We start from the raw sequence: 26,250 nt of genomic DNA, 5'->3' as shown, positions 1-26,250 counted from the left end.
CGTGCCTGTTAAGTGCTGCGTACTTCGCCAATCTGAGCGCGCAGTTCCTGCACCAGATCAATAAAGGGTTTTTGGTAAGTGGTTTCCAGGGCACGGGGGCGCGGCAGCTCAATTTGACGGCGCTCAATCACCCGGCCAGGGCGGCGACTCATGATGTAGACGGTGTCGGCGAGAAACGCCGCCTCGCGTAGGTCATGAGTGACCAATACCACCGTAAAGCGCTGCGCTTCCCACAGGTCACGCAGCACGCACCACAGCTCTTCGCGGGTAAACGCATCCAGCGCGCCAAAGGGTTCATCCAACATCAGCAGGCGCGGCTGATGAATCAGCGCCCGGCAGATCGATGCCCGCTGCTGCATACCGCCAGAAAGCTGCCACGGGTACTGGTCTTCGTAGCCTTCCAGCCCTACGGTCTTGAGCAGCTTGCGCGCCCAGCCGACAAACTCTTCACGCCGTTTACGAAACTGATGGCGGTAAGGCTTGACGATCTCCAGCGGCAGCAAGACGTTATCCAGAGTGGTGCGCCAGGGCAGCAGGTTAGCGTTTTGAAACGCCATACCGGAGATCTTCAGCGGCCCAGTGACCGGCTCTCCATCCACATTCACAGCCCCGGTCGTGGGCGCATGCAAACCGGTGCAGAGTTTCATAAAGGTCGACTTACCGCACCCAGAAGGCCCAACAAAGGCGACAAACTCGCCTTCGTGGATGCTTAAGTTAATATCTTCAATAGCGTTACCCGACGTATCGTAGGCCAGGCTAACGTCATCAAAGGTGACGAACGCTGCCGACATGCTTATTCACCCTCGGCCGAAAACAGCATGCGCTCTTGCTGAGTAGGTAAGTAGCTTGAGTTAAACACCTGGTCTGGCGACGGCACAGAGGGCAAATCATAGGCGTCGGCGACAAGCTGGATAGCTTCCTGCAGGCGCGCTTCATCGACGCCGCCGACACCATTCTCACGGGCATCGGGGGTATCAACGACACTCTCCAGAGCAAGCTTCAATCGACGGGTTTCCATCTCCACATCAATCAAGCCGTCACGGTTTTTGACGTACTCAATGGCGGCTTCAGGGTCGGCAATGGTTTCGCCCAAGGCCCTATTGAAGGCGCGCAGAAAGCCTTGCACAGCTTCGGGATTGTCTTCGGCGAAGGATTCACTGGCGATAATCGCGTTACCGTATAGCGGCACGCCATAGTCGGGGAACGGCATAATCGTCAGTTCATCTTCACTCATGCCACGCTCTTCAAGGTTAAGCAGGCTGGTGAAGTAAAAGCCGGTGATGGCGTCCACATCGCCCCGGGTTAGCAGGGTTTCACGCAGCGTGGGGTCGACGTTCTGCCACTCTACTGCGTCAGCTTCCATGTCATTAGCGGCGGCAAACACGCCCCAGGCGCGGTAACCGGTGTCAAAGGCGGGGGCAGCGATGGTTTTACCATTCAGATCAGCCGGGCTCTCGATACCGCGGTCTTTACGCGCAAACACCGCAGCGGGGGTACCATCGTAAACGATATAAACGCCCTGAATACCGGGGCCGTCGGGGTTTTCAGCGAGAAACTCGACCAGCGCGTTAAGATCGCCAAAGCCCATTTCATAGGCCCCAGACGCCACGCGGTTAATTGCCCCTGCCGAACCGCTGCCCGAATCAATTTGTACATCCAACCCCTCTTCAGCGAAGTAGCCTTTTTCAGCAGCCATTAAAAACGGCGCGGAGGGGCCTTCAAAGCGCCAGTCCAATTGAAAACGTATTTGGGTGTCATCGGCATGACTGACCGCCGGTATTAATAGTAACGCTGCCACGCAGCCAGTGAGCAGGCGCGCAGTAGAGTGACCAGGGGTTGGAGTAGAAAAGGAGGGCTTTAGAGTAGAAATAAAGGATATTGAAGCGGGCGTCATCATCGTGAGCATACCTTGTATACAAAATATGTTTTAGCTCTGCAGCAATGCTGCCATTTTTAGTTTTTTAACTATTTATCAATGTATTAGACAACTTTTTAAACACTAACCGCTGGCCTTATGTCGCCAATATGGTGCCTTTGCACCTTGAGAGCGCACCAAAATAAATCATGTTAGACGTTAGTCTAAATTACCGGTATACTATGTTCAGTTTCCTGTCCTTGCGCCATTCATTGAATGGCGCTTTTTTTTATCCGTTATTTGGCATGTAAATCAGCACGTCTTAATTAGTACTACTTAATTAGCACTACTTAATTAGTACTACGCCGCTTAACACAAAGCGTTGATAGGCTGCTGTTTTGCCAGCCCTGCCCCTACAAGGTATTCACCATGAATCACCCCGCCACAAGCGGCGAAGCCCCTGACGTTAACGGTTCTGGGCGGCTTTCGCTCGGCGATCCCGTCGTTTTAATCTTGAGCATCGGCTTTATCGTCGCTTTCCTGGCGCTATCGCTTTACGACGTAACGCTGGTAGCCGACTCTATCAGCAAAGGCTTCGCCTGGACGGCATTAGCCTTGGGTAGTTACTTCCAATTGCTGCTGCTACTCACGTTCTTTATTGCGATGGGTTTGGCGATAACCCCAGCCGCAAAAGCCAAAATCGGCAATTTAGATGCACCAGAAATGAGCACGTTTAAGTGGCTGTCGATTATTTTGTGTACGTTACTTGCCGGCGGCGGGGTATTTTTTGCCGCCGGGGAGCCGGTCTACCATTTCATCGTCACGCCGCCCGCTTTTAGTAGCGAAGCAGGCACGGCGGAAGCCGTTTCCAACGCCTTGGCGCAGTCGTTTATGCATTGGGGGTTTATTGGCTGGGCGGTGTTAGGGTCGTTAACGGCAATCGTGCTTGCCCATGCCCACTATGTGAAAGGTCAGCCATTACAGCCGCGCACCCTGCTCTACCCTTTACTAGGAGAGCGGCTAATGCGCGGGCCCTTGGGCGGCATCATTGATGCGTGCTGCGTTATAGCGGTTGTGGCCGGCACGGTGGGCCCCATCGGCTTTCTAGCAACTCAAGTAAGTTTTGGCCTGCATGAGATATTTGGCCTTCCCAACAGCTACACCAGCCAATTGGTTATATTAGCGGTGTTAGCCAGTATGTACGTACTTTCTGCCATGAGCGGTGTTCACAAAGGGATGCAATTACTTAGCCGTTTTAATGTGTTCCTGGCCCTGGCAGTGGGTGGCGTCATTATGCTGTTTGGCCCTAGCCTATTTTTATTCAATAGCTACCTTTCCAGCATGGGGGTCTATATAAGTGAGTTCTTCCCCATGGCCACCATTACAGCGGAAACCGCTCCCGCTTGGTGGATGCAGTGGTGGACAGTGTTTTTCTTTGCCTGGTTTATCGGTTTTGGCCCACTGGTAGCGATTTTTGTGGCGCGTATTTCCCGCGGCCGCAGCATCCGCGAGATGATCGTCGCTGTGGCAGTTCTGGCCCCCATTGCCACCACCGTGTGGTTTACTCTGGTGGGTGGGTCAGGTATTTACTACCAAATGACGGGCGTGATTGAGTTGAGCGATGCGCTTAATAACTTCCAGTTTGATGTCGCGACGTTGACGGTTGCCCAGGCCCTGCCGGGCGGTGCTTGGATGACACTGGCCATTTTAATGCTGACGACGATATTCGTCGCCACCACCGGCGACTCGATGAGCTACGCCATTGCGGTTGTAGGTGCAGGCCACGACGACCCCAGCCCTTATATGCGCGCCTTTTGGGGAATCGCCATGGCAATAATGGCGGCCGTACTTTTATATATGGGCGCAGGGCAGATCTCGGCTCTTCAACAATTTATTGTGATAACAGCCATCCCGGTATCGTTCATTCTATTACCCTCATTGTGGGATGGCCCTAAAGCAGCCTACGCCATGGCCCGCGAACAGGGCATTATTGACTAGTGTGTTGCTCTACAGCGCTGGCTACCCTATAGCCCTTCCAGCAGGCGCAGAATCATCTGCGGCTGCTGGTTGGCCTGGGCCAGCATAGCGATGCCTGCCTGTTGAAGGATACGCGCGCGAAGAAGGCTGGAAACTTCCTTGGCGTAATCGGCATCCTGAATGCGCGACCGCGCATCAGAAGTGTTAACGATGCTGTTATTGAGCCCATCAATCACACTTTCAAAGCGGTTCTGAACGGCGCCCAAATAGCTGCGCTGTTGATCTAGCCGTTTGATCGCTTCATCCACCATATCGATAGGATTACCCGTCGAACTGCCATCGTCCAATACGTTTAGGCCTTCCAGCCCCAAACCCTGCAAATTCATCGCGTCAAAGCGAACGGCAATGCTATCACCAACGTTAGCACCCACCTGAATATTCAGTGACTTAGTGTCATTCAACAGCCCAACACCGTTGAACTTACTCTGCCCGGCAACGCGGTCAATCTCTTCCATGCGCTGACCAATCTCGGCTTGGATAGAAACAAGATCGTTAGAAGAGTTGGTGCCGTTAGCCGCTTGTACGCTCAGCTCACGAATGCGCTGAAGGTTATCGTTAATCTGATTGAGCGAGCCTTCCGCCGTCTGCACCATAGAGATGCCATCATTGGTGTTGCGGATCGCCTGGGTCATGCCTTTAATTTGTGACGTCATGCGATTGGCAATCGCCTGGCCAGCAGCGTCATCTTTGGCACTATTAATGCGCAACCCGGAAGAGAGGCGCTGCATCGCGGTCTGCATAGATTGCTGACTGCCGCGCAGATTATTCTGCACGCTAAGCGACATCACATTAGTATTTAGGCTGAACACCGCGTGCCTCCAGGGCAGGTAGCTGCCCGCTTTCTGGCAGCTATAGCACTACTATCGGCCTATCAGCAAAAATCATGAGCGTTTTTGTGGCTCAAGGCGACGGCCACTGCTCGACAGCACCTCATCGACCGGCTTTCTCACATAGCTGTGATGGAAGTAGCCGTCATCAATGACCTCCCCATCCCACGCAATAATGTCTAGATCCATGGTGCGAGGGCCCGACTTAATCGCCCCCCGAACGCGGCCCAGGCGATCTTCGAGCCCTTTGAGGTAGGCGCGAAACGCCTCACGCTCAAGCGGCGTGCTCACCAATAGTGCGGCGTTTAAGAAGTCGGGCTGCTGCTGGTAACCCACCGGCGCGGTACGAATCGCTTTTGAACATGCCAATAACACACACTCGCGGCTGATAATCTCCAACGCTTGAACGAAATTATGGTCGGGGTCGATATTGGATCCCAATGAGATAAAACACTCATGGAGTGGGGCGGTATGCGCGGAAGGGAAAGGCGTAGATAAAGACATAGGTGGTAAAGACATAGGTGGTAAAGACATAGGTGGCATAGCGACATCCTATTCAAAGTGACGTCTGATAGAACTACCCTGAAATAGGGAACTTCTTTTACACCTATAAATCTAGCGCTTCGTGCAAGCTCTGTATAAGTTATTGACAAACGCTGCACTCACGCAGAAAGTCTTCCTATACCAATAAAATAATAGGGAACGCTGTATGCACCAACAAGCTGCTCTGATAACCGGCGGTGCCACCCGCTTGGGACGCTGCTTCTCCGAAGCCCTGGCCGATGCAGGTTACGACATCGCCCTCCACGTTAACCGCTCCCGGGAGGAAGCCGAAGAAGTCGCCAGCGGTATCCGCGCCAAGGGTCGGGAGTGTGAAATATTTTGCTGCGACTTTTTAACCGACAACGTGAACGACTTGGTTCAGTCGGCGAAACGCCGTTTCCCTGGGCTTAGCCTACTGCTGAACAGCGCCTCCACCTATGAACCAGCGCCGATTGCGGCGACCGAACTGGCGATGCTAGAGACCCAGTTTCGGATCAATATGTTTACCCCGCTGCTGCTTACGCGCCACTTTGCCGCGGCGGTTCAAGCGGGTCAGGTGATCAATATCATCGATAACAAAATGGCCTATCACCAGTATCCCTACGCGGCGTATCTGCTGTCGAAAAAGAGCCTGGCGGAAATGACCTGCATGGCAGCGTTAGAGTTTGCCCCGCGCATTCGCATTAACGGCATCGCTCCCGGCGTCGTACTGCCTGCCTCCCAGCGTACTAGCGATTATATTAAGTGGCGAATTGAAGGCATTCCGCTGAAACATCAGGGCGCCCCAGACCACCTTGTACAAGCTTTGCACTATTTATTGGACAACACTTTTGTGGTGGGGCAAATTCTGTTTGTCGATGGCGGAGAGTCCATCAACCTAGAGGGTCGTCACTCGGAAAATTACGGTTCCTGAAAAACACTGCCCTTAAAACGTCAATTCTATGTTTACTAAATTCACTGTTACTAAATTCACTGTTGCTAAACTCACTGTTGCTAAACTCACTGTCGTTAAATTCATTTATACTAAATTAACTAATGCTTTGGGCCATAGATATCTCATCCTCCAAGCAGCTACCACTACCGTAGCCGTTACGGGTAAAAAACACCCTTTCGGGTTAGGTAGTGGGCAGCTCGCGTCAGCAAAAATGATGATGGCATCACTTGGGTAACCTACGCAGCTGGGTTACTATTTTGCCGCTTTTCGCTTCACCCCCACGGCCACTAGGAACTCCTCGGGTTAACGTTTAATTGTTCTGGATTATCTCCCCATGATCGCGAAGCTTTTTCTTCACTGGCGTTGGCTCGCTGCCTGGACTCTCGCTAATCTGCTGTTGGGTTGGTTAATCGCCAGTCGTTATATCCCCTATATCGATCCGGATGGGGCAACGCAATGGGGCTATCTCCTACTGATTTTCCTCGGCCATTTGTCTCTGTTGATTTGGCTGGGCGCTCTGCCGTTATTCCTATTGGCGAGCGTTATTCGAGGCAAGTGGTTATGGCTGGTAACGACGCTGTGGGCCAGTGCCCTGCAACTGCTTCTCCTGCTGGATACTTTTGTCTACGCCCAGTATCGCTTCCATCTAAGCGGTTTTATTCTTGACTTACTGCTCAACGCTGGCGGCGATGTTTTCAGCTTTTCCTGGGTAGCCTGGAGTCTGGTCATCGGCGGGGCTCTGGGCATGTTGGCGCTTCAAGGCGTCATAGGAAGACTGTTGAGAAAACGTTCGCTATCTTGGCCTGTGTGGTCGGTGCTGGCCATCAATGTCGTCGCCCTTCTCAGTGTGCATGGCTGGCATGCCTGGGCAGATGCTCACTATAACCGTGAGATCACAGGCATGACCCGTCATGTGCCGGTTTTCTATCCGGCCACCGCTAAACGTTTCTTCGTCGAGCAGGGTTGGGTAGATGCCCAGGCAGTACGCGATGCCGTGGAACTGGAGGCAGCGCCAGGCGGCGAGCAAGACCTGATCTACCCCATCGCTCCGCTATCGTGTCAGCCACCCGCTTCGCCAGACAATCTAATGCTCGTTGTCCTGGATACACTGCGCCATGACATGCTAAACCCTGAAGTAATGCCGAACCTCTATCGCTATGCCAACCAGCCAGGTTGGATCAAGGCTAACGAGCATATCAGTGGTGGCAACTCCACTAAGGCCGGGGTATTCAGCCTTTTCTACGGTTTGCCGGTGAACTACTGGGACGCCTTTACTGCCAGTCAGACACCGCCCGTGTTAATGGAGACCCTAAAAGAGCAGAACTACCGCTTCAAGGTGCTCTCCTCAGCTACCCTTGTTAGCCCCGCCTTCGACCGCAACGTCTTTGCCGGATTGGACGATGTCTCGCTCCAGCCAGCCCAAGGCGAACCTTGGGAGCGTGACCTTCAAATCACCAACGATTGGCTAGCGTGGGCAGAAGAGGAGAACCAGAATCCAGATAATCGCCCCTTCTTCAGCTTTCTTTTCTATGACACCGTGCATGGATACAGCCATCCACCCGACTTTCCCCGCTTCACCCCTTACTGGGAAAGCATCAATCATATGCTTCTAAGCACGGAGTTCGACCCAGAACCTTACTGGAATCGCTATCGGACTGCAGCACGCTATGTAGATCAACAGTTGGGCCGCGTGCTTGACGACCTGGACACCAAAGGACTGTTGGACGATACCACCGTGGTGATCACTGCAGATCATGGCGAATCTTTCAACGAGCACGGCAAGAACTACTGGGGCCATGGTAGCAACTACACAATGGAGCAAGTAAAGGTGCCGCTGGTCATGCATTTGCCGGGGCACGCGGGTGAAGAAATCACCCGGCGCACGCACCATGCTGATATCGCGCCAACGCTGCTCGAAGAGGTACTTGGCTGTGAAACTGCGCCCGAGCGCTATACCCTAGGCCACAGCCTGTTGGATCGCGAGACAGAGCGTGAGTGGATGCTTTCAGGGAGCTACATGGGCTACGGTATCCTATTACCCGATTACCAGATCGCTGTGCACCCAACCGGTACTTTTGAGGTCTATGATTACCAAATGAATGAGCTTGACGAATTACGCCCCGACCCGGTTGCCTCAACTCAAGTACTTCAAGCCTTATCACGTTTCTATCGGTGAAGGGAGGAAGACGTCGAGCAATTGCCTGATGGAAATAGACATCAGGAAACACATCCAAAGCTGACTATGCGCAACCGCTTTAACTTTCGGCTAGCGCTTCCCCTTGCAGGGCGTGCAGAGAGTTCGTTTCCAGAAACACCCTAAGAGACAACGCCAGGCAAGGCGCAAACGCAGCGAGGCCGCCCGAAGGCGGCCTCGCTACCAATCTCCACAACCAAGGTTTATTTTTCGTCAACGTCATCTTGGTCAGGCTTAATGTGATCAGCATCCGCGGTTTGCTGCACCCCTTTCTTAGGGTCGCTTTTAGCCACGGGTGTCGCCACGGGTGCTTCTTCCATCTTCTTCTCTTCAGCGGTTGACTCCACTACCTGCACGGGTGCAGGCGGGGTCTTACCATTCTTGGAGTCGCCAAAGTAGAGCGTAGTGTGCGGGAAAGGTATTTCGATACCCGCCTCATCAAAGCGCAACTTAACCAGACGGTTGTAGGCACGGCCAACGGCCCACTGGTCGCCCGGCGTGGTTTTGATCACCACACGGATATTCACAGAGCTATCTGCCAGCGCGACAACGCCTGCTACCGTCAGGTCGGCTAACAGCTTATGGCCATGCTCTTCGCTAGCTTTAAGATCTTCAAAGGCCAGTTGGAGCTGCTCAATGGCTTCATCGATGCTTTCGTTATAGCCAATGCCATACTCGCCTACATGGTTGCCGTACTCACGCATGTAGTTAGAAACGGTATCCACACTGGAGAAAGGGATGATGTGGTAGGTTCCCGATAGATCACGAATACCGACGGAGCGGATACTAAGCCGTTCGGCGGTTCCTGTTATACCGCCTACCGTCACCACATCGCCGGTATTCATGGCGTTTTCTACCTGGATAAACACCCCGGTGATAACGTCCTGCACCAGTTTCTGAGCACCAAAACCAATCGCCAGACCCAGCACACCGGCACCAGCAATCAGCGGGCCGATATTGATACCAATTTCCGACAGCACGATCATGCCGGTAATCGTCACCATAGCGATCGCCAGCGCATTGCGGAACAGGCTGAGCAGCGTTTTCGCCCGCGCCGAAGGTTCTCCGTAGCCAGTCTCAGGGTTGAGCTTATGCTCAATCAAACTCGCCAGCCCCAGCCAAACGGCGATAGCTACAATCAAGATCACCGCGACGCTGGTCAGGTTGCCGACCAGGTTGGCTCCGCGCTCAGAGGCGTACCAGGCAGCAAGATCAAAGGCGCCCCAGGCGTTCAGTACCACCATGATAACCACGATCAGAATGATCGTACGCAGCACGCGTAGCGCATTGGGAACGTAGCTATTTAGACGCTTTTCAAGCAAAGGTAGCTTACGCCGCAAGTCGTCTGACAGCGTGATACGGCGGCCAATGGTTTGAGTAAGAAAAGACGACACCAACAGCCCCACCACAATCGCGGCCAACGACTTCAGAGTGGCATACATCACAAACGGCAGCGCATCGCCGGGGCGCGTAAGCGTTAGTACAAAAACGATCAAGAAATACAGCAGCGCGAACAGATGCCAAGTACGGGCCAACAGCTGCATCGAGACGCGGCTGGCGGTTAAGGTTGTCTTTGCCGCTATCTCGTTCATGTTGTCGCGCAGGCGGGCGCGGTTTCTTAGCACCACGACCACCGCGTAGATAAACGCCAACAGCATAATCAGCGTACCGACGGCTTGTCCTAGCGAGGCCGCCACATAGAAGTTGACCAGCGGTACGACCACCATCAGGCCGTAACCGACCATGCCGATCAAACGGGCCAACCAGCGGTTCCAATAGGAGGCTTCTTGGGCAGAAATAGGCAGTAGCCGCAGCCCTTCGTAGCGCGACGAGAACAGCATCCGCACAGCGGCTTTAAGCAGCTCAATAATTAAGAACGCATTTAAAAACAGCGAGGCACGAGTCGAAAGTTCACCGGTTTCCCCAACCGCAAACGTCGCCACTAAATTACCGCCCACATAGGCCAAACCGACAAGCAGTACATCGATAACCACCGCAATCGCTACGCAGGCAATCAAGCGCAGGACAGGCGTTAAATTACTGCCATGTAGAGACCAGCCACTGATTTTGGTAAACAGCGGTTTGGCGAGGCGGCGGAAAATCATAAACATCGCAAAGGTGGCGACAATGACGATACCCAGATTGATCGCCGCACTGGTGAACGCCGCCATATCAAAGACACTGTCTGCCTCCCCACCAGAGAACAGACCACCCACGATGCTAACCACTTGCTCAAACTGGCCCCCCACATCGCTGACTACACGACTGGTGAGTTCAGCTAACTGGCGCGGCAATGAGACATCTTCAGGCGCTATCTCACTGCCCTGGGCAGCGGCTTCTGGCGAAAGTTCGCTGGCCACACCTGCGGGCAGCGCTGAGGCTTGATTGCGCAATATCTCAATCAACTCCTGCCGTGACTGCTCATCTGCTAACAGGTTCGCCAAGGCCTCGTAAGAAGTAGGCGCCGCCTCTGTGGTCGCTTCTGAGCTGTCCGCGCTAGCCGATTCACTCGGCCCGCTCTGCGCCATTGCTGGCGTGGCCATTAAGACAATCATTGCCAACAGCCAGACACCTAGCCAGGGTATTAAACGAAGTGGCTTCACACCTAAACCTCCTTTTGGGTGAGTGTTGTGTTCAATCTAACGGCTGCCCGATGTTCCGCAAACTAACGTTAGGCTTCCGATACTGCTTACACTCTATTCTGACACTTTATACTAACAAGCCAGCTTGTTAAAAAGTTGTACAGGATAACATGGCTTGATTAATAAGGCGTTTTACTGGCACAGCGGCACTAGCCACTGCTGTGCCAATAGTAAAACTACGGCGTAACGTGCACCTTTGGCGACCACAATCCACGCTAGCGCACGCCACCAAGGAAGTCGGAACACGCCGGCCAGCACGGTGAGCGGGTCACCAATAATCGGCACCCAGGAAATCAGCAGGCTCAGCTCGCCAAAGCGGTGATACCAACCTTCTGCGCGCGCCAAGCTGCGCGGCGATGCAGGAAACCAGCGGCGATCTTGAAACTGGCGTGCGTAACGGCCCATCACCACGTTAATCATGCTACCGAGGGTATTGCCTGCCGTAGCCACCCACCACAGCCCCAGCGGCGACTCGCCAAGACACCACAACCGCGCCAGCCACACTTCAGACCCACCGGGAAGCAGTGTTGCGCTGACCAGGGCGACAAAAAACAGGCTTAGCATGGTGTTGCCATGATCTTAGCGGCCCGCGTTAGCGCGGCACCTGTCCACCTAAATGCTGGGTTATTTCATCAGCCGTTTGGCGCACCAGCGCACCCAAGGTTAGCAAACGCGCTTCTGGGATTCGCGCTACAGGGCCTGAAACCGAAATCGCCGCCAGCGGTGCACCGTGCTCATCGAACACACAGGCGGCCACGCAGTGCAGGCCAACGGCATGCTCTTCACGGTCGCAGGCAAAGCCTTGGGCACGAATTTGCCCCGTTTCCACATGTAAGGTATCGGGCTGATAGAGCGTATTGGCGGTCACTCTTACCAGCTCGTGACCATCCAGCAGTTGAGCCCGCTCGTCATCGGCCATCCACGCCAGCAGCGCTTTACCCACCCCGGAGGCGTGCAGCGGAGCGCGGGAGCCTAGGCGAGTGATCATGCGCATCATCTGCGGAGATTCGTGCTGAGCGAGAAACACCGCGGTCGCCCCATCGCGAATGCCCAAATTCGCGGTCTCACCGGTTTCCGCGGTTAAACGGCGCAGAAAGGGACGGCTGGTGGCCACCACGTCGCGGGCTTCAAGAAAGCTATTGCCGATACGGAAGGTTTTGACATCAATACGCCACAGGCCCTGTTCGTTCTCCTGGGTCACAAAGCCCTGGCTCTGCAAGGCTTGCAGCAGCCGGTGGGTGGTAGAGGGCGCTAATTCGGCCATCTCTGCCACTTCTGAAAGGGCTAACCCAAGCGGGCTGGCTGATAGATATTCCAGCAGCGTTAAACCACGCACCAGCGACTGGCTATGGCCTCCGCTGGCTTTGGCGGTAGTCGCCGGACGACCAACCGTCCTGCGTTTAGCTTCACTCACCTGGTTCTCTCCTACTCGCTATCTCCTGGAGGCGACTCCCTTAAAAGAATCTCTCTTCGGAGGTGCTTTTCCTGGAACACAAAGAGCATCAGGATAACGTGCTAATGCCGCCGTTGTCGCGTTTACGGAAACGAATTCCATTCATTCAGCGATGCCGCCAGTACGGTGGACGCTTGGCGATAAAGGCATCGATCCCCTCTCCTACATCCTCGGCCAGCATATTGCAGGCCATGGTTTCTCCGGCAAAGGCGTAGGCTTCATCAAGTGGCATGGCGAGTTGGCGGGCAAACATGGCTTTCCCGGTGCGCACCGCCACGGCGCTTTTAGCGCAGATACTATCGGTCAACTGAGTAGTTACCTCATCCAACGTATCGTCCTCAGCTATGCGGTTAATCAACCCCCACTCGGCAGCTTTCTCGGCGTTGATAAACTCTCCAGTAAGTAGCATCTCCATGGCGCGCTTGCGTGCAACGTTGCGGGAGAGCGCTACCGCTGGGGTCGAGCAAAACAGACCAACGTTGATACCCGAAACAGCAAAGCGGGCACTGCGGGTAGCGACAGCCAGGTCACAACTTGCCACCAGTTGGCAGCCCGCGGCGGTGGCAATACCCTGCACTTTGGCGATGACCGGTACCGGCAGGTGGACAATCGCCTGCATCACCTCGCTACAGCGGGCAAACAGCGCTTGGTAGTAGGCTTTATCAGGGTTGGCGCGCATCTGCTTCAGATCATGCCCGGCGCAAAAGGCTTTACCTTCCGCCGCGAGGACGACACAGCGCACGCTGCTATCGTCAGCAATCTCGGTCAGGGCGTCATGAAGTGCTCCCAGCATGGCTTCCGAGAGCGCATTAAAGCGCTCTGGCGCGCTCATTGTCAGCGTCACAACACCTTGATGATCAAGGCGTTGCAGCATGGATGCAGTTGAAGAGGGATCTTCAGAAAGGGCTTCAGAAGAAGGTCTGTCAGAGGTGATGGGCATGGTGAACTCCTGGTTTTGAGTAACACTTTTGCCCATCAGTCTAGCCTACAAGGTTTGTGCACGATGCTTGCCTACGGTGCACTCGCTTATTTTTTCATTAGGCGGGTATCGCGGCCTAATGGGTGCGGCTCGCCGCGCTGTTTGGCCAGATCGATTTGACGCTGGCGTTCCCGTGCCGCTGCACGGGTTTTTTCCGGCAATGAATCGATGCAGTGTGGGCAGCTAATCCCCGGCTCATAGGCTGAAGACTGCATATCGTCGGCAGAGATCGGCATGCGGCAGGCGTGGCACTGTTCGAACTCGCCTTTGCTCAAGTCGTGGCGAACGGTGACCCGGTTATCGAACACAAAACACTCACCGCGCCATAGCGACTGCTCTTCGGGGACTTTTTCCAGGTAATTCAGCACGCCGCCTTTAAGATGGTAGACCTCTTCAAAGCCCTCTTTCAGCATAAAGCTGGAGGCTTTTTCGCAGCGGATGCCGCCGGTACAGAACATCGCTACTTTCTTGTGCTTCTCCGGGTTGTAGTGCTCGCGCACGTACTCGGGAAATTCGCGAAAAGTGGTGGTTTTAGGATCGATTGCACGCTCAAAGCTACCGATGGCCACTTCGTAATCGTTGCGGGTATCGATCACCAGCACTTCCGGGTCGGCGATGATGTCGTTCCAGTTTTCCGGCTCGACGTAGGTACCCACGGTGTCGTTGGGGTCGATATCGGGCACGCCGAGAGTGACGATCTCTTTTTTGAGTTTGACCTTAGTGCGGTAGAACGGCGTCTCGTCGCAGTAAGACTCTTTGTGGTCAATATCGGCTAAGCGTGGATCAGCTGTCAGCCAGGTAAGCAGCGCGTCAATACCCTCGCGTCTGCCCGCTACCGTGCCATTAATACCCTCTTTGGCGAGCAGCAAGGTGCCTTTTACGCCGTTATCCAGCATGGTTTGGCGCAGCGGCTCACGCAGCGCTTCAAAGTCGTTGAGGGTGACGAATTTATATAGCGCCGCGACCACAATGGGCGGCATTGGGGTAGACATCGGGATGGATACAGACATGCAAAGCTCCAGGTAGTCATCCTCGTAAAGGACGGACCGGGTTAAAAGACGCGCATATTTTAGCGCAATCTGCACTGGAAAACGTCGATTTATTCGACACAACCTTACTGAAAGCTTCACCCCACGCAGCCGCTGTGAGGCGTATATTGTCACTATTCCCTCACGCCACTTGCGGAGAACATCATGATTATTCGTCGTTCTAATGAGCGGGGCTTCGCTGACCACGGCTGGCTACGCTCTTTCCATACCTTTTCATTCGCCAACTATATGGATCCCAAGCATATGGGATTTAGAGCCCTGCGCGTGATCAATGAAGACCGCGTAACGGGCGGCCATGGCTTTGGCGCCCACCCTCACCGGGATATGGAGATTATCTCCTACGTACTGGAAGGTGAGATGGAGCACAAAGACAACATGGGCAACGGCGAAGTGATACGCCCAGGCGATGTTCAGCGCATGTCGGCAGGCACTGGCGTACTGCATAGTGAGTTCAATCACTCCAAGCAGAACGAGCTGCACTTTTTGCAGATTTGGATTGAACCCAAACAGCTCGGCATTAAACCCAGCTACGAGCAGAAAGCCTTTCCTACCGCCGAGCGTCAAGGGCAGTGGCGCCTAGTGGCTTCTCAAGAAGGGCGCGATGGGTCGGTGAGTATTAATCAAGATCTAAACCTATACTCGGGCCTGTTTAGCGCGGGCGAACAGGTAGCACCTCCCCCTTCACGCTACGCCTGGCTGCATGTAGTGAATGGCGAAATGGACGTTAACGGGGAGACCTTGAGCGCAGGTGACGCCGCGGCGTTTCAGCCGGAGGAGTCGATCAATCTGACAGGGAAAGAAGCGGGCGAAGTGCTGTTGTTTGACCTTGCTTGATTACCGACACCAACTAAAACGGCGCCTCCTAAGAGGCGCCGTTTTTTTACCGCCTTTTTGACTAACGACGTTTTAGCTATTTTGCGCCGAGTAGAGCGCACGAATCTTCAGCGTGTGGTCTACTTTTTTCAACGCTTCCAGCGCCTGGGGGCCGTAGGCTTTATCTACATCAATCACCACGTAACCGACTTTCTCGTTGGTCTGCAGATACTGACCGGAGATGTTAATACCGTTTTCAGACAACACACGGTTAATCTGCGACAGCACGCCCGGCACGTTGTCGTGAATGTGCAGCAAACGGTGCTTGTCCGGGTGAGCGGGTAGCGCCACTTCGGGGAAGTTGACCGAGGTCACGGTGGTGCCGTTATCGGAGTAAGTGATCAGTTTCTCTGACACTTCGATACCGATGTTCTCCTGAGCTTCCAGGGTAGAACCGCCCACGTGCGGGGTCAAAATCACGTTTTCCAGGCCACGTAGCGGGCTCTGGAACTCCTCGTCGTTACCTTTCGGCTCAACCGGGAAGACATCAATTGCGGCACCGTTTAGCTTGCCTGCTTTAATGGCATCCGCCAGTGGCTCAATTTCTACTACACTGCCGCGGGCGGCATTAATCAGGATAGCGCCATCTTTCATGGCGGCAATCTCTTTCGCACCGATCATCCAACGAGTAGAGGCAAGATCCGGCACGTGCAGGCTGACCACATCGGAACGGCCCAGCAGCTCTTCAAGGCTGCCCACTTGGCTGGCATTACCCATGCCCAGCTTGGCAATGACATCGTAAAAGATAACGTTAAAGCCTAGCGATTCAGCCAGTACCGAAAGCTGCGCGCCGATGCTACCGTAACCAACGATACCGAGGGTTTTACCGCGCGCTTCGTGGGAATTCTTGGCAGACTTCAACCAGCCACCCTGGTGGGCACGGGCGTTTTTCTCGGGGATACCGCGCAGCAGCATAATCGCTTCTGCCAGCACCAGCTCGGCCACCGAACGGGTGTTGGAGTACGGCGCGTTAAACACCGCGATACCGCGGGTAAGCGCAGCGGTTAAATCGACCTGATTGGTGCCGATACAGAAACAGCCAACGCCCACCAGCTTCTCCGCCGCCTCGAACACGCGTTCCGTTAGCTGGGTGCGGGAACGAATACCGATGAAGTGAACATCGCGGATCTTCTCAATCAGCGCGTCTTCATCAAGGGATGTGGGCAGGTGCTCGATATTTTCATAACCGGCGTTGTGAAAATTGTCCACCGCACTTTGGTGGACGCCCTCGAGTAGCAGGATCTTGATCTTGCTCTTGTCCAGGGACGTTTTGGCCATGGCTGAATCAACCTCTATGGTCGGCGGCATGCGCCGTGTATCGGTTCACGGGAGGCGCATATCGTAGCACAACCCGCGTCGTTCAGACCGGGTGTGAATGATGAAAAGTCTGCGTGCTGACGATGAATGAACCGCAAGTCGCGCAACACGCTGTATTGAAGAGGGCAGACGCCGCCCCCCAGCCTCGGTGTATACTGTGGGCCTATTTTAAAAATACCGGTTTGTAGGCAGCCCCAATGAGCGACACGACACCACCCCCGCAGGACTTTGCCGCGACGGTTGAGCAACTCGAAACCATCGTTGAACGTCTCGAGTCAGGCGAGCTCTCATTGGAAGATGCACTGACCGCGTTTGAACAAGGCGTGCGGTTGACCCGCGATGCCCAACAGCGTCTGGATAGCGCCGAACTCAAGGTGCGGGCGTTGAGTGAAGACAGCGAAGGGCGTTTAAACGTAGCGCCCTTCGCTGGCCCCGACGACCCCAAGGATGCGGCCGAGGATGACAGCAAGGAGACGCCCCCATGGTAGCCATGCAGCCTAGCCAGCTTGCCACCCTGCGCCAGACCAGCAATGCCCGGGTAGACGCCACGCTAGCGGCGCTGTTTGATAGCCGCCCAGCGGTAGCGCCTCGTCTTGAAGCCGCCATGCGCCACGGCCTGCTGGCGGGTGGTAAACGCCTGCGCCCGCTGTTGGTATATATGGCCGGGCATGCGTTAGGCGCGCAAGATGAGGCGCTGGACGCCCCTGCCGCCGCCATCGAGTTAATCCACGCCTATTCGTTGATCCATGATGATTTACCCGCTATGGATGACGACGACCTGCGCCGTGGTCAGCCCACGGTGCATAAAGCCTTTGATGAGGCGAGCGCGATTCTCGCCGGCGATGCCCTTCAGGCGCTGGCGTTTGAAGTGCTGGCCAGCAAGGCTCATCCCCGGCTGGGCCATTTGGTGCACACCTTGGCTTCGGCCTCTGGCCGGGATGGCATGGTGGCCGGGCAAGCGCTGGATTTAGACGCCGTCGGCGGCCACCCGGATGTCGATGCCCTCGCCCACATGCACGCCCACAAAACCGGCGCCCTGATTGTCGCCGCTGTGCGCCTGGGCGGTCTGGTAGCCGTCGACGACAATGACCCCCGCTTAGATGCACTTACTCGCTACGCCCGCGCCATTGGTCTAGCCTTTCAGATTCACGACGATATCCTGGATGTGACCGGCGACACCGTTACCCTAGGCAAAACGTCAGGCGCCGATGCTGCACGAGCCAAGCCCACCTACCCCAGTCTGCTGGGGTTAGAAGGCGCTCAACGCAAAGCGCACAGCCTGATCGACGAGGCCATTGCCGCGCTCGCCCCACTGGGCGAACGTGCCGCACTGCTGGCCGACTTAGCCCATTATATGATCGAGCGCGACCACTAAAGATGCCCATGAAGCTGTTCGACGAGATCCCCCGCGAGCGCCCCACGACGCCGCTGCTTGACTCTTTTGCTCACCCCGCCGCGCTGCGGGCCATGAATGCCAAGCAACTCGACCAATTGGCCGATGAGCTGCGCGCCTACCTACTTTATAGCGTGGGCGTTTCCGGCGGCCACTTTGGCGCGGGCCTTGGCGTGGTCGAGCTTAGCGTCGCGCTACACCACGCCTTTAATACCCCCCACGACCGCTTAGTCTGGGACGTCGGTCATCAAGCGTATCCACATAAAATTCTTACCGGCCGCCGCGAAACGATGCTGAGCATTCGCCAGCATGGCGGCTTGGCGGCGTTTCCCCGCCGCGCCGAGTCCGAATACGACACCTTCGGCGTCGGCCACTCCAGCACGTCGATTTCGGCGGCACTGGGGATGGCACTGGCAGCCAAGGCACAGGGTAATAAGCGCCGCGTTTGTGCGATTATTGGCGACGGTGCGCTGACCGCCGGCATGGCCTTTGAAGCCCTGGCCCACGCAGGCCACGTAGATGCCAACCTGCTGGTGATTCTCAACGACAACGAAATGTCGATTTCCGAGAACGTCGGCGGCATGGCGACCTACCTTGCCCGAGTGCTCTCCAGCAAGCCCTACCTGAAAATACGCGAAGAGAGCAAAAAAGTGCTTTCGCACCTGCCCGGCGCGTTAGAGCTGGCCAGACGCACCGAAGAGCACATGAAAGGCATGGTCAGCCCCGCCACGCTGTTTGAAGAGATGGGCTTTAACTACGTTGGCCCGATTGATGGCCACGACCTTGATGCGCTCACCCATACGCTTGCAAACCTGCGCGACCTCGACGGCCCGCAGTTTCTGCATATTAAAACGGTGAAAGGCAAAGGTTTCCTGCCCGCCGAGGCGGATCAGATTGGCTACCACGCCATCACCAAGCTGGAAAAACCCGCAACGTTAGCCAACGCTACAACGGTCAAGAAACCGGTGGTTACCCCGCCGCCCGCCAAGAAAAAGTACTGCAACGTGTTTGGCGATTGGCTGTGCGATATGGCGGCCACCGACCCGCGCCTGATGGGCATTACCCCCGCCATGCGCGAGGGCTCCGACTTGATTCGCTTCTCAAAAGAGTACCCGCAACGCTATTTTGATGTAGCAATCGCCGAGCAGCACGCGGTGACGCTGGCAGCGGGGATGGCCTGTGAAGACATGAAGCCGGTGGTGGCGATTTATTCGACCTTTCTGCAGCGCGGCTACGACCAACTTATTCATGACGTCGCTGTGCAGAATCTGGACGTCACCTTTGCCATTGATCGCGCGGGCTTGGTGGGCGAAGACGGCCCCACCCACCATGGCAGCATGGATCTCTCCTTTCTGCGTTGTGTGCCCGGCATGGTGATTTTGGCCCCGGCGGATGAAGCCGAGTGCCGCGCCATGCTAAGTGCGGCCTATCACCACCCTGGCCCCGCCGCAGTGCGCTACCCCCGCGGCACCGGCCCAGGCGTGGAAATTCCCACGCATCTTGAGCCACTCGCCATTGGCAAAGCGGAAGTGCGTCGCCATGCCGCCAACGACGGCGTGCGTATCGCGCTACTTGCCTTTGGCAGCCTCAACAGCCCAGCTGCGGAAGTCGCCGAAAAGTTGAACGCCACCCATATCAATATGCGCTCCATCAAACCGCTGGATCGCGATGCGGTGCTGCACGCCGCCGACGAGCACGAGCTATTGGTGACACTGGAAGAAAACGTGATTGCCGGTGGCGCGGGCAGCGCCGTCAATGAGCTGCTCCTCGCCGAAGGCGTTCAGGTAGAAGTGCTCAACCTCGGCCTACCGGACGCCTTTGTAGAGCACGGCACGCCTGCGCAGCTGCTTGCCGACTGCCACCTGGATAGCGCAGGCATTGAGCAGGCTATACGCGCTCGACTGCCATAAGCCATTATTTTTAAATTACTTGAGACCAATATGCTATTTCTAATTATTATTTTCGCCTTGATTGGCCTTGCATTCGGCGGCCCGGTGGGTCTGTTGATTGGCGGCGGCCTGGGCTGGTGGCTAGGCAAACGCCTTAGCCATCGCCTAAATATCGCCCGGATGCGCATCCAGGAAGGTTTTCTGGAATCGATCTTCTCGGTGATGGGTTGCCTGTGCCAAGCCGACGGCAAAGTCACCGAAGGCGAGCTGGACGTCGCCGAAAAATTGTTTGATCAAATGCACTTACAGGGGGAACAGCGTGCCAAGGCGCGCGCCGCCTTCGAGCGTGGCCGCGCCGATGACTTTAATCTGGACGCCGAGCTGGCCAGCGTTAACCGCCTTACCCAGCGCCAGCCGGTTCTGCGTCAGGTATTTATCCAGGTGCAACTCTCGGCTATCGCGGCTGATGGCGTGCTGCACCCCGCCGAGCACGAGATGATTCTGCGCGTTGCCCGCGGCGTAGGCTGCAGCGACGCCGAAGTGCAGCAGATCGAAGCGATGCTGCACGGCGCCGCCGCCAACTCCCAGGGCGCAAGCGAAGAAGCGCTTAAAGATGCCTATCGTGTACTGGGCGTTTCTGAAGATGCCAGCGACAGCGAGATCAAAAAAGCCTACCGCCGTCTGATGAGCCAAAACCACCCCGACAAACTGGCTGGCAAAGGCCTGCCCGAAAGCATGCGTGACGTCGCCCAAGCGCGCACCAGCGAAATCGGCAACGCCTACGAACGCATTCGTGCGGCGAGGGAGAGCACTTAAGAGCGGTGCTTAAGAGCGGTGCTTAAGAACAATGCTTAACAAGTGAGCTCAAAAACGCAGTATATAGAATCGACAGTGTCACTAACGCCCGCTAGATTGAAGTTTCCATTGTTACTGTCAGCAGGGAACACGCCATGATCACGCTATACACTTTCCCCCACTCCCGCTCGCTACGCGCAGCGTGGACGCTTGAAGAGTTAGGCCTTGAGTATCAGTGCCAGCACGTGGCGTTGGATAAAGGCGAGGGGCAAACAGCCGAGCATTTGGCGCGACACCCGGACGGCAAGGTACCGGTGATTGAGGATGGAGAGCTAACGCTATTTGAGTCGGCACCGATTTGCCGCTACTTAGCCGAGACGTACGGTGATGACTCGTTACTACCCAGCGACCCCGCCACCCGCGCTCAGGTCGACCAGTGGCTCAGCTTTATTGTCACGGAAATTGAGCAGCCATTATGGAATCAGGCCAAACATAAATTTGCCCTGCCCACAGATAGGCGGGTTCCCGCTATTTTGCCGACCTGCGCTTGGGAGTTTCAGCGTGCGCTAAGCGCACTAGAGCGCCGCTATAACGGGCAAGAAAACCTGGTGGGTAAAACCTTTACCCTCGCGGATCTGTTTTTAACCCATACCTTGTCTTGGGCAATCAGCATGAAGCACCGCTTACCCGAACCGCTGATGGCTTATCGCGAGCGCCATATTCAGCGCGCCGCGATGACAAGGGCAATGGAAAGAGAGCAGGCAGCAGCGAAGGGCTAATCAGAACCAACGGCATCAAAACGCTTCAAGACCGTTGCTGTCAGTGCGCGGCAACGGTTGTGTGTGCTCCAGGCTAGTCGTCCGCTAAAAACCAAGCTCATCAAGCAGGTCGTCTACTTGATCCTGCCCTGTTGCCACATCTGTTTTGTCTTTACCCACCTGTGGCCCATTACGCAGTTTGGCATGTTCATCGCGATCATCTTCAAGTTTAACGCCATCGGTAACGTTGGGCACATTATCGACTAACACCTGAACAAGCTGCTCTTCGATGAGTTTGATGACTTCGATCATTTTCTTAATCACTTGGCCAGTGAGATCCTGGAAGTCCTGGGCCATCATGATTTCAAGCAGCTCTTTTTGCGTCGCCCCCGTTGCGGCGGGCAGCTTATCGCTCAAAAAGCGCTGGGTATCCTCGACAAGCTGAGGGTCACCCTCTACCGCGGCGAGCTTGGCTGCCGCTGCCTGCCAGCGCTTATTAAGCGCCGCGCCCTCTTCTTCAAGACTATCTTGCACTGGCTGCGCCCGCTCAACGGCGTTCAATGCCCTTTCTGCGGCCTGCTCCGTCATTGAGGCAACGTAGTTGAGCCGGTCATTGGCATCCGGTATCGCTTGCGCCGCCTGTGTAATCTGCTGATCTAAGCCCAGCTCTTTCATGCTGTCCCGCAGCAGGCGCGTTAAGTGGCCAATGCGATGCACCATCTCATCAGTACTGTCTTTTTTGCCCAGTACCGACGGCATGGTCGTGTCGTGGGCGTTGTTAACAGTGCTCATGACAATCCTCTTGTTGGAAAATCTTATTGAATGTCGTTTTGGGTGTGGTGATAGACATCACTATACGAACCCGCTGTGGTTTTTAAGGCCGTTCGACGCTACATAACATCCAGGTCAGCAGCAAACCCCAATACTACTTTCGGCTTAATATCCTAAAACTTAAGTTTAACGCTTAGTTAATAGAAAGATTCTGCGAGTTACAGGTATTTTCATACCCTAAAAGCTGTCTAATTGTCACGCAGGTTCAAGTAGGTAATGGCTCGAAAACAAGCTATTAACCGTTAAGCAGCCGAAGCGTGCGGAAGAACGGCGCTATAAACGGCAAAGTAGTGACAGACACTGCCGCCAATCACAAACAGGTGCCAAATCGCGTGGTTGTAGGGAATAGCGCGCACGGCGTAGAAGATAACCCCTAGCGTATAGGTAATTCCTCCTGCGGCCAGCAGGACGATACCGGTTTTCGATAAGCTGGCGGCCAGCTCGCCTGACGCCAGCACGATCATCCAGCCCATGAGTAAATAAATCGCTACGCGTAATACCGAAAAGCGCTGAGGCCATAGCAGTATGCAGGCAATGCCCAGGAGCGCCAACGACCATACGGCGGCAAACAAGACCCAGCCCGTAGTGCCGCGCATATTGACGAGTAAAAAGGGTGTGTAAGTCCCGGCGATGAGTAGATAAATCGCGCAGTGATCCAGTAGCTGAAAGCGCTGCTTCCAGCGCCGATGAGGGATGCCGTGGTAAAGAGTCGAAGCGGTATACAGCAGAACCAGCGTGATGCCGTAGAGGCTCAGGCTGACAATTTTCCACGGGTCAACATGGGCAGCGAAGCTCGCGGCCACCAGCAGCACCACCATCCCCACCAGGCTAAGCACGGCACCGATACCGTGGGTGATACTGTGCAGCCACTCTTCAACGATGCTGAATTCGCCCTGCTCTTCACATACGGTTTTCATTCTAGAGCGCTCCTAACGAACTCCTCTTTAATAGCACTCCTTCTATCACCCCTTACGCTCAATATCCACATCGCTGGCATGGGTGAAATCATCCAACGCCATCATGTGACCGAGCTTACCCGCTTTAGTAGAGAGGTACTGCTCGTTATGGGGATTCAAGCCGGTGGTGATCGGCAGGCGTTCCACCACGTTCACCCCATCGCGGGTGAGCGCGTCTACTTTGCGCGGGTTGTTGGTCATTAATCTTAACGACGTAATGCCCAGGTGGTTGAGCATCGGTACGCACAGGTCGTAGCGGCGCATATCGGCGCCAAAACCAAGTTGTTCGTTGGCCTCAACCGTATCGGCGCCTTGATCCTGCAGATGATAAGCGCGAATTTTGTTTAACAGGCCAATACCGCGCCCTTCCTGGCGCAGATAAAACAGTACGCCGCGGCCCTCTTCAGCGATGCGTTTAAGCGCTTCCTGCAATTGGTAGCCGCAGTCGCAGCGCATGGAAAACAGCGCATCGCCCGTCAAACACTCGGAATGTACCCGCCCCAATACCGGCTCGTCGCCGGTCACATCACCCAGCGTTAGGGCGATATGATCCTTGCCAGTGGCCTCATCTTCGAAGCCATGCATAGTAAATGTTGCCCAGGGCGTGGGCAGCCGGGAAGCGGCAATGAAGCGAATGGTCACAGGTTACCTCGCTGATTGACCAAACCAGTTAACCACACCAGTGTTGGCAAAGTGGGCCAGTATTCTAACAGGAAGCGGCGCACGCCTCACGCTGGCGAAGAAGCTAAAATCGGCTAATTAGGCGAGAAAAATTGACTGGGTGCGACGATTTTTGCCATCGAGTACGCCGCTCTAATGGCTATCTTCAAGTACAATTGCGTTCATACGTTCCCCGATACGGCTTCAAGTACGATGCGGGCAAATTTCTTAAGAGCAAGTATCTATGACCCCTACACCTTTGCAAAATGATCGATTCCTTCGCGCGCTAGCGCGTCAGCCCGTCGACCGCACCCCGGTGTGGATGATGCGCCAGGCGGGCCGCTATCTGCCGGAGTACCGCGCCAGTCGTGCCGATGCAGGCAGCTTTATGGACTTGTGCCGCAACCATGATCTGGCCTGCGAAGTCACCCTGCAGCCCTTGGAGCGCTACCCGCTGGATGCCGCCATTCTGTTTTCAGATATTTTAACCATTCCCGATGCCATGGGTCTGGGGCTCTATTTTGAAACCGGCGAAGGCCCCAAATTTCGTAAAACTGTGCGCACCGCGGAAGAGGTCGCCGCACTCAGCGTACCCGACGCCGAGCGCGACCTGGATTACGTGATGCGCGCAGTGTCGACCATTCGCCGCGAGCTGAATGGCCGTATGCCGCTGATCGGTTTCTCCGGCAGCCCCTGGACATTGGCGACGTATATGGTCGAGGGTGGTTCCAGCAAAGACTTCCGCCATCTGAAAACCATGCTCTACGATACGCCGGATACCATGCACCAGTTGCTGGATACCCTGGCCCACGCGGTGACTGACTACCTGAACGCGCAGATCCGAGCGGGCGCCCAGGCAGTGCAGATTTTTGATACCTGGGGCGGCGCGCTGTCTACACCCGCGTACCTGGAATTTTCGCTGCGCTACATGGAGCAAATCGTTTCCGGACTGATTCGCGAGCACGAGGGACGCCGCGTACCGGTGATTTTGTTCACCAAAAACGGCGGCCAGTGGCTTGAGCATATCGCCTGTGCCGGTGCCGATGCGCTAGGTATCGACTGGTCTACCGAGCTTTCCGATGCGCGCGCTCGCGTTGGCCACAAGGTAGCGCTACAGGGCAACTTGGATCCCAACGTGCTGTTTGCCCGCCCCTCAGCTATCCGTGCTGAAGTGGCTCGCGTGCTGGAAAGCTACGGCCACGGCCCTGGCCATGTGTTTAACCTGGGCCACGGCATCAGCCAGTTTACCAACCCCGATAACGTCACCGCCTTTATGGAGGCGCTGCACGAGCTAAGTCCGCAGTATCACCGCGATATTCCGACGCACACAAATGCACAGCATTCAGGAGCCAATTGATGAGCGATTTACGCGACGACCAGTGGTTTACCGAAGTCTTCGATAGCCACGGCAGCGCTTTCTCACTAAAAATCTCTGCAAAGCTGCTGGATGTGCAGAGCGAGTACCAGCACCTGGAGGTTTACGCCACCGAGACCTACGGCAACCTGATGGTGCTGGATGGCTGCGTGATGCTGACCGATCGCGATAACTTTCTTTATCACGAGATGATCGCTCATCCGGCACTGTTTACCCACCAGGATCCCAAGCGAGTGGTGATTATCGGTGGCGGCGACTGCGGCACGCTAAAAGAAGTGCTCCGCCACCCAGGCGTAGAGAAAGTTACCCAAATTGATATCGATGAAGAAGTTACCAAAGCGTCTGAACGCTTTTTCCCGTCGTTGGTAGAAGCAAATAACGACCCGCGCGCCGAGTTGCTGTTCGCTGATGGCGTCAAGTGGGTCGACGATGCACCTGATGAGAGCATTGATGTACTGATTATCGACTCCACCGACCCGGTTGGGCCTGCTGAAGGGCTGTTCAAAACCGACTTTTTAAAGCGCTGCCATCGTATTTTGAAAAGCGGCGGCGTGATGGTGCAGCAGAGCGAATCACCGCTTTACCACACGGGTTCGATCATTCGTGAATTACGCCACGATATGCTTGAAGCGGGTTTCAACAGCGTTGCCACACTGCCTTTCCCGCAGCCTGTTTACCCCTCAGGCTGGTGGAGCGTGACATTGGCGGGTAAAGCCACCGATGTGAATACGTTCCGCGAACAGGCGGCCGCCAGCCACGACCTGCCCCTTGAGTACTACAGCGTTGAAGCCCATCGTGGCGCGCTCGCCCTACCGCCGTTTATGCGCAGGGCATTCGCAAGCGAATAAACCGCACTCCGATTGCCCGCCTTTCTGTTACCGCTCACCTCA

Annotated in this window: 24 protein-coding genes; 11 read left to right on the top strand and 13 right to left on the bottom strand. The window is 55.5% G+C overall.

Going from position 1 to position 26,250, the window contains the following annotated elements; genetic code table 11:
* Positions 1 to 8: 8 nt before the first annotated feature.
* On the bottom strand, positions 9 to 791 hold the full coding sequence (locus J7J49_RS16395) for an ABC transporter ATP-binding protein (RefSeq protein ID WP_064235652.1): 783 nt from the start codon (positions 789 to 791) through the stop codon (positions 9 to 11).
* 2 nt (positions 792 to 793) lie between these two features.
* Positions 794 to 1,897 (bottom strand): ABC transporter substrate-binding protein, encoded by a 1,104-nt coding sequence (locus J7J49_RS16390; protein WP_251048364.1) that lies wholly within the window; start codon positions 1,895 to 1,897, stop codon positions 794 to 796.
* A gap of 387 nt (positions 1,898 to 2,284) precedes the next feature.
* Here J7J49_RS16390 and J7J49_RS16385 point away from each other — a divergent pair, with 387 nt between their 5' ends.
* The gene (locus J7J49_RS16385) at positions 2,285 to 3,853 is read left to right on the top strand and encodes a BCCT family transporter (RefSeq protein ID WP_215094088.1); all 1,569 of its coding nucleotides are present in this window, start codon (positions 2,285 to 2,287) and stop codon (positions 3,851 to 3,853) included.
* A gap of 26 nt (positions 3,854 to 3,879) precedes the next feature.
* On the opposite strand, the gene J7J49_RS16380 is transcribed toward J7J49_RS16385, so the two are convergent.
* Positions 3,880 to 4,701: a flagellin N-terminal helical domain-containing protein gene (locus J7J49_RS16380; RefSeq protein ID WP_064235654.1), complete on the bottom strand. Its 822-nt coding sequence runs from the start codon at positions 4,699 to 4,701 to the stop codon at positions 3,880 to 3,882.
* A gap of 72 nt (positions 4,702 to 4,773) precedes the next feature.
* A complete protein-coding gene (gene folK / locus J7J49_RS16375; protein ID WP_353048388.1) occupies positions 4,774 to 5,262 on the bottom strand; it encodes a 2-amino-4-hydroxy-6-hydroxymethyldihydropteridine diphosphokinase in 489 nt (162 codons plus the stop codon).
* A 166-nt stretch (positions 5,263 to 5,428) separates the two neighbouring features.
* On the opposite strand from folK, the gene J7J49_RS16370 reads away from it, so the two are divergent.
* Complete coding sequence (locus tag J7J49_RS16370) at positions 5,429 to 6,175, top strand: SDR family NAD(P)-dependent oxidoreductase (protein WP_064235655.1); 747 nt, start codon at positions 5,429 to 5,431, stop codon at positions 6,173 to 6,175.
* A gap of 355 nt (positions 6,176 to 6,530) precedes the next feature.
* The gene (locus tag J7J49_RS16365) at positions 6,531 to 8,372 is read left to right on the top strand and encodes a DUF3413 domain-containing protein (RefSeq protein ID WP_215094086.1); all 1,842 of its coding nucleotides are present in this window, start codon (positions 6,531 to 6,533) and stop codon (positions 8,370 to 8,372) included.
* A gap of 221 nt (positions 8,373 to 8,593) precedes the next feature.
* On the opposite strand, the gene ybiO is transcribed toward J7J49_RS16365, so the two are convergent.
* The 5 genes from ybiO to trhO all read right to left on the bottom strand — a co-directional run bounded on the left by ybiO (position 8,594) and on the right by trhO (position 14,474).
* Positions 8,594 to 10,993, bottom strand: a complete 2,400-nt coding sequence (gene ybiO, locus J7J49_RS16360; protein ID WP_215094084.1) for a mechanosensitive channel protein — start codon at positions 10,991 to 10,993, stop codon at positions 8,594 to 8,596.
* A 171-nt stretch (positions 10,994 to 11,164) separates the two neighbouring features.
* A complete protein-coding gene (locus J7J49_RS16355) occupies positions 11,165 to 11,596 on the bottom strand; it encodes a YqaA family protein (RefSeq protein WP_215094082.1) in 432 nt (143 codons plus the stop codon).
* A gap of 28 nt (positions 11,597 to 11,624) precedes the next feature.
* Complete coding sequence (locus J7J49_RS16350) at positions 11,625 to 12,446, bottom strand: IclR family transcriptional regulator (protein ID WP_215094080.1); 822 nt, start codon at positions 12,444 to 12,446, stop codon at positions 11,625 to 11,627.
* A 145-nt stretch (positions 12,447 to 12,591) separates the two neighbouring features.
* Positions 12,592 to 13,425: an enoyl-CoA hydratase gene (locus J7J49_RS16345; RefSeq protein ID WP_215094078.1), complete on the bottom strand. Its 834-nt coding sequence runs from the start codon at positions 13,423 to 13,425 to the stop codon at positions 12,592 to 12,594.
* Between the two features lie 86 nt (positions 13,426 to 13,511).
* The gene (trhO, locus tag J7J49_RS16340; protein WP_215094076.1) at positions 13,512 to 14,474 is read right to left on the bottom strand and encodes an oxygen-dependent tRNA uridine(34) hydroxylase TrhO; all 963 of its coding nucleotides are present in this window, start codon (positions 14,472 to 14,474) and stop codon (positions 13,512 to 13,514) included.
* Positions 14,475 to 14,657: 183 nt separating this feature from the next.
* On the opposite strand from trhO, the gene J7J49_RS16335 reads away from it, so the two are divergent.
* A complete protein-coding gene (locus J7J49_RS16335; protein ID WP_215094074.1) occupies positions 14,658 to 15,347 on the top strand; it encodes a pirin family protein in 690 nt (229 codons plus the stop codon).
* A 72-nt stretch (positions 15,348 to 15,419) separates the two neighbouring features.
* On the opposite strand, the gene serA is transcribed toward J7J49_RS16335, so the two are convergent.
* Positions 15,420 to 16,664, bottom strand: coding sequence for a phosphoglycerate dehydrogenase (gene serA, locus J7J49_RS16330; RefSeq protein ID WP_064235662.1), 1,245 nt, complete (start codon positions 16,662 to 16,664; stop codon positions 15,420 to 15,422).
* A gap of 236 nt (positions 16,665 to 16,900) precedes the next feature.
* Between serA and J7J49_RS16325 the strand changes: the two genes are divergently transcribed.
* The 5 genes from J7J49_RS16325 (at position 16,901) to J7J49_RS16305 (ending at position 21,559) form a co-directional block, all read left to right on the top strand.
* Positions 16,901 to 17,191, top strand: coding sequence for an exodeoxyribonuclease VII small subunit (locus J7J49_RS16325; protein ID WP_215094072.1), 291 nt, complete (start codon positions 16,901 to 16,903; stop codon positions 17,189 to 17,191).
* On the top strand, positions 17,185 to 18,078 hold the full coding sequence (gene ispA, locus J7J49_RS16320) for a (2E,6E)-farnesyl diphosphate synthase (protein ID WP_215094070.1): 894 nt from the start codon (positions 17,185 to 17,187) through the stop codon (positions 18,076 to 18,078). The genes J7J49_RS16325 and ispA overlap by 7 nt, the downstream gene beginning before the upstream one ends.
* A 2-nt stretch (positions 18,079 to 18,080) precedes the next feature.
* On the top strand, positions 18,081 to 20,006 hold the full coding sequence (dxs, locus tag J7J49_RS16315; RefSeq protein WP_215094068.1) for a 1-deoxy-D-xylulose-5-phosphate synthase: 1,926 nt from the start codon (positions 18,081 to 18,083) through the stop codon (positions 20,004 to 20,006).
* 30 nt (positions 20,007 to 20,036) lie between these two features.
* On the top strand, positions 20,037 to 20,801 hold the full coding sequence (gene djlA, locus J7J49_RS16310) for a co-chaperone DjlA (RefSeq protein ID WP_064235666.1): 765 nt from the start codon (positions 20,037 to 20,039) through the stop codon (positions 20,799 to 20,801).
* A 134-nt stretch (positions 20,802 to 20,935) separates the two neighbouring features.
* Positions 20,936 to 21,559 (top strand): glutathione S-transferase family protein, encoded by a 624-nt coding sequence (locus tag J7J49_RS16305; RefSeq protein WP_215094066.1) that lies wholly within the window; start codon positions 20,936 to 20,938, stop codon positions 21,557 to 21,559.
* 84 nt (positions 21,560 to 21,643) lie between these two features.
* Here the strand turns inward: J7J49_RS16305 and cheZ are convergent, their stop codons facing one another.
* The 3 genes from cheZ to ribA all read right to left on the bottom strand — a co-directional run bounded on the left by cheZ (position 21,644) and on the right by ribA (position 23,967).
* Positions 21,644 to 22,330 carry a protein phosphatase CheZ gene (gene cheZ, locus J7J49_RS16300; RefSeq protein WP_064235668.1) on the bottom strand — a complete coding sequence of 229 codons (687 nt, stop codon included), beginning with the start codon at positions 22,328 to 22,330 and terminating at the stop codon, positions 21,644 to 21,646.
* 281 nt (positions 22,331 to 22,611) lie between these two features.
* Positions 22,612 to 23,286 (bottom strand): PAQR family membrane homeostasis protein TrhA, encoded by a 675-nt coding sequence (trhA, locus tag J7J49_RS16295; protein WP_215094064.1) that lies wholly within the window; start codon positions 23,284 to 23,286, stop codon positions 22,612 to 22,614.
* A gap of 45 nt (positions 23,287 to 23,331) precedes the next feature.
* Positions 23,332 to 23,967, bottom strand: coding sequence for a GTP cyclohydrolase II (ribA, locus tag J7J49_RS16290; RefSeq protein WP_064235670.1), 636 nt, complete (start codon positions 23,965 to 23,967; stop codon positions 23,332 to 23,334).
* 262 nt (positions 23,968 to 24,229) lie between these two features.
* On the opposite strand from ribA, the gene hemE reads away from it, so the two are divergent.
* Together hemE and speE are read left to right on the top strand one after the other, a co-directional pair.
* The gene (gene hemE / locus J7J49_RS16285) at positions 24,230 to 25,342 is read left to right on the top strand and encodes a uroporphyrinogen decarboxylase (RefSeq protein ID WP_215094062.1); all 1,113 of its coding nucleotides are present in this window, start codon (positions 24,230 to 24,232) and stop codon (positions 25,340 to 25,342) included.
* Positions 25,342 to 26,208, top strand: a complete 867-nt coding sequence (gene speE, locus J7J49_RS16280) for a polyamine aminopropyltransferase (protein ID WP_064235672.1) — start codon at positions 25,342 to 25,344, stop codon at positions 26,206 to 26,208. The genes hemE and speE overlap by 1 nt, the downstream gene beginning before the upstream one ends.
* The last annotated feature ends 42 nt before the right edge of the window (positions 26,209 to 26,250 follow it).

Origin of the sequence: Halomonas sp. ISL-56 (assembly GCF_018612805.1) — a bacterium.
Lineage (GTDB): Bacteria > Pseudomonadota > Gammaproteobacteria > Pseudomonadales > Halomonadaceae > Vreelandella.
Note: the sequence above shows the minus strand (reverse complement) of the source record. Positions and strands in the feature narration are given on the sequence as shown.

Coding starts and splice junctions, on each gene's coding strand:
- serA (WP_064235662.1), bottom strand. CDS start 16,664: ATGGCCAAAACGTCCCTGGACAAGAGCAAGATCAAGATCCTGCTACTC.
- J7J49_RS16325 (WP_215094072.1), top strand. CDS start 16,901: ATGAGCGACACGACACCACCCCCGCAGGACTTTGCCGCGACGGTTGAG.
- folK (WP_353048388.1), bottom strand. CDS start 5,262: ATGCCACCTATGTCTTTACCACCTATGTCTTTACCACCTATGTCTTTA.
- trhA (WP_215094064.1), bottom strand. CDS start 23,286: ATGAAAACCGTATGTGAAGAGCAGGGCGAATTCAGCATCGTTGAAGAG.
- J7J49_RS16390 (WP_251048364.1), bottom strand. CDS start 1,897: ATGATGACGCCCGCTTCAATATCCTTTATTTCTACTCTAAAGCCCTCC.
- speE (WP_064235672.1), top strand. CDS start 25,342: ATGAGCGATTTACGCGACGACCAGTGGTTTACCGAAGTCTTCGATAGC.
- J7J49_RS16335 (WP_215094074.1), top strand. CDS start 14,658: ATGATTATTCGTCGTTCTAATGAGCGGGGCTTCGCTGACCACGGCTGG.
- trhO (WP_215094076.1), bottom strand. CDS start 14,474: ATGTCTGTATCCATCCCGATGTCTACCCCAATGCCGCCCATTGTGGTC.
- J7J49_RS16395 (WP_064235652.1), bottom strand. CDS start 791: ATGTCGGCAGCGTTCGTCACCTTTGATGACGTTAGCCTGGCCTACGAT.
- hemE (WP_215094062.1), top strand. CDS start 24,230: ATGACCCCTACACCTTTGCAAAATGATCGATTCCTTCGCGCGCTAGCG.
- dxs (WP_215094068.1), top strand. CDS start 18,081: ATGCCCATGAAGCTGTTCGACGAGATCCCCCGCGAGCGCCCCACGACG.
- J7J49_RS16365 (WP_215094086.1), top strand. CDS start 6,531: ATGATCGCGAAGCTTTTTCTTCACTGGCGTTGGCTCGCTGCCTGGACT.
- J7J49_RS16385 (WP_215094088.1), top strand. CDS start 2,285: ATGAATCACCCCGCCACAAGCGGCGAAGCCCCTGACGTTAACGGTTCT.
- J7J49_RS16370 (WP_064235655.1), top strand. CDS start 5,429: ATGCACCAACAAGCTGCTCTGATAACCGGCGGTGCCACCCGCTTGGGA.
- djlA (WP_064235666.1), top strand. CDS start 20,037: ATGCTATTTCTAATTATTATTTTCGCCTTGATTGGCCTTGCATTCGGC.
- J7J49_RS16345 (WP_215094078.1), bottom strand. CDS start 13,425: ATGCCCATCACCTCTGACAGACCTTCTTCTGAAGCCCTTTCTGAAGAT.
- J7J49_RS16355 (WP_215094082.1), bottom strand. CDS start 11,596: ATGCTAAGCCTGTTTTTTGTCGCCCTGGTCAGCGCAACACTGCTTCCC.
- cheZ (WP_064235668.1), bottom strand. CDS start 22,330: ATGAGCACTGTTAACAACGCCCACGACACGACCATGCCGTCGGTACTG.
- ispA (WP_215094070.1), top strand. CDS start 17,185: ATGGTAGCCATGCAGCCTAGCCAGCTTGCCACCCTGCGCCAGACCAGC.
- J7J49_RS16305 (WP_215094066.1), top strand. CDS start 20,936: ATGATCACGCTATACACTTTCCCCCACTCCCGCTCGCTACGCGCAGCG.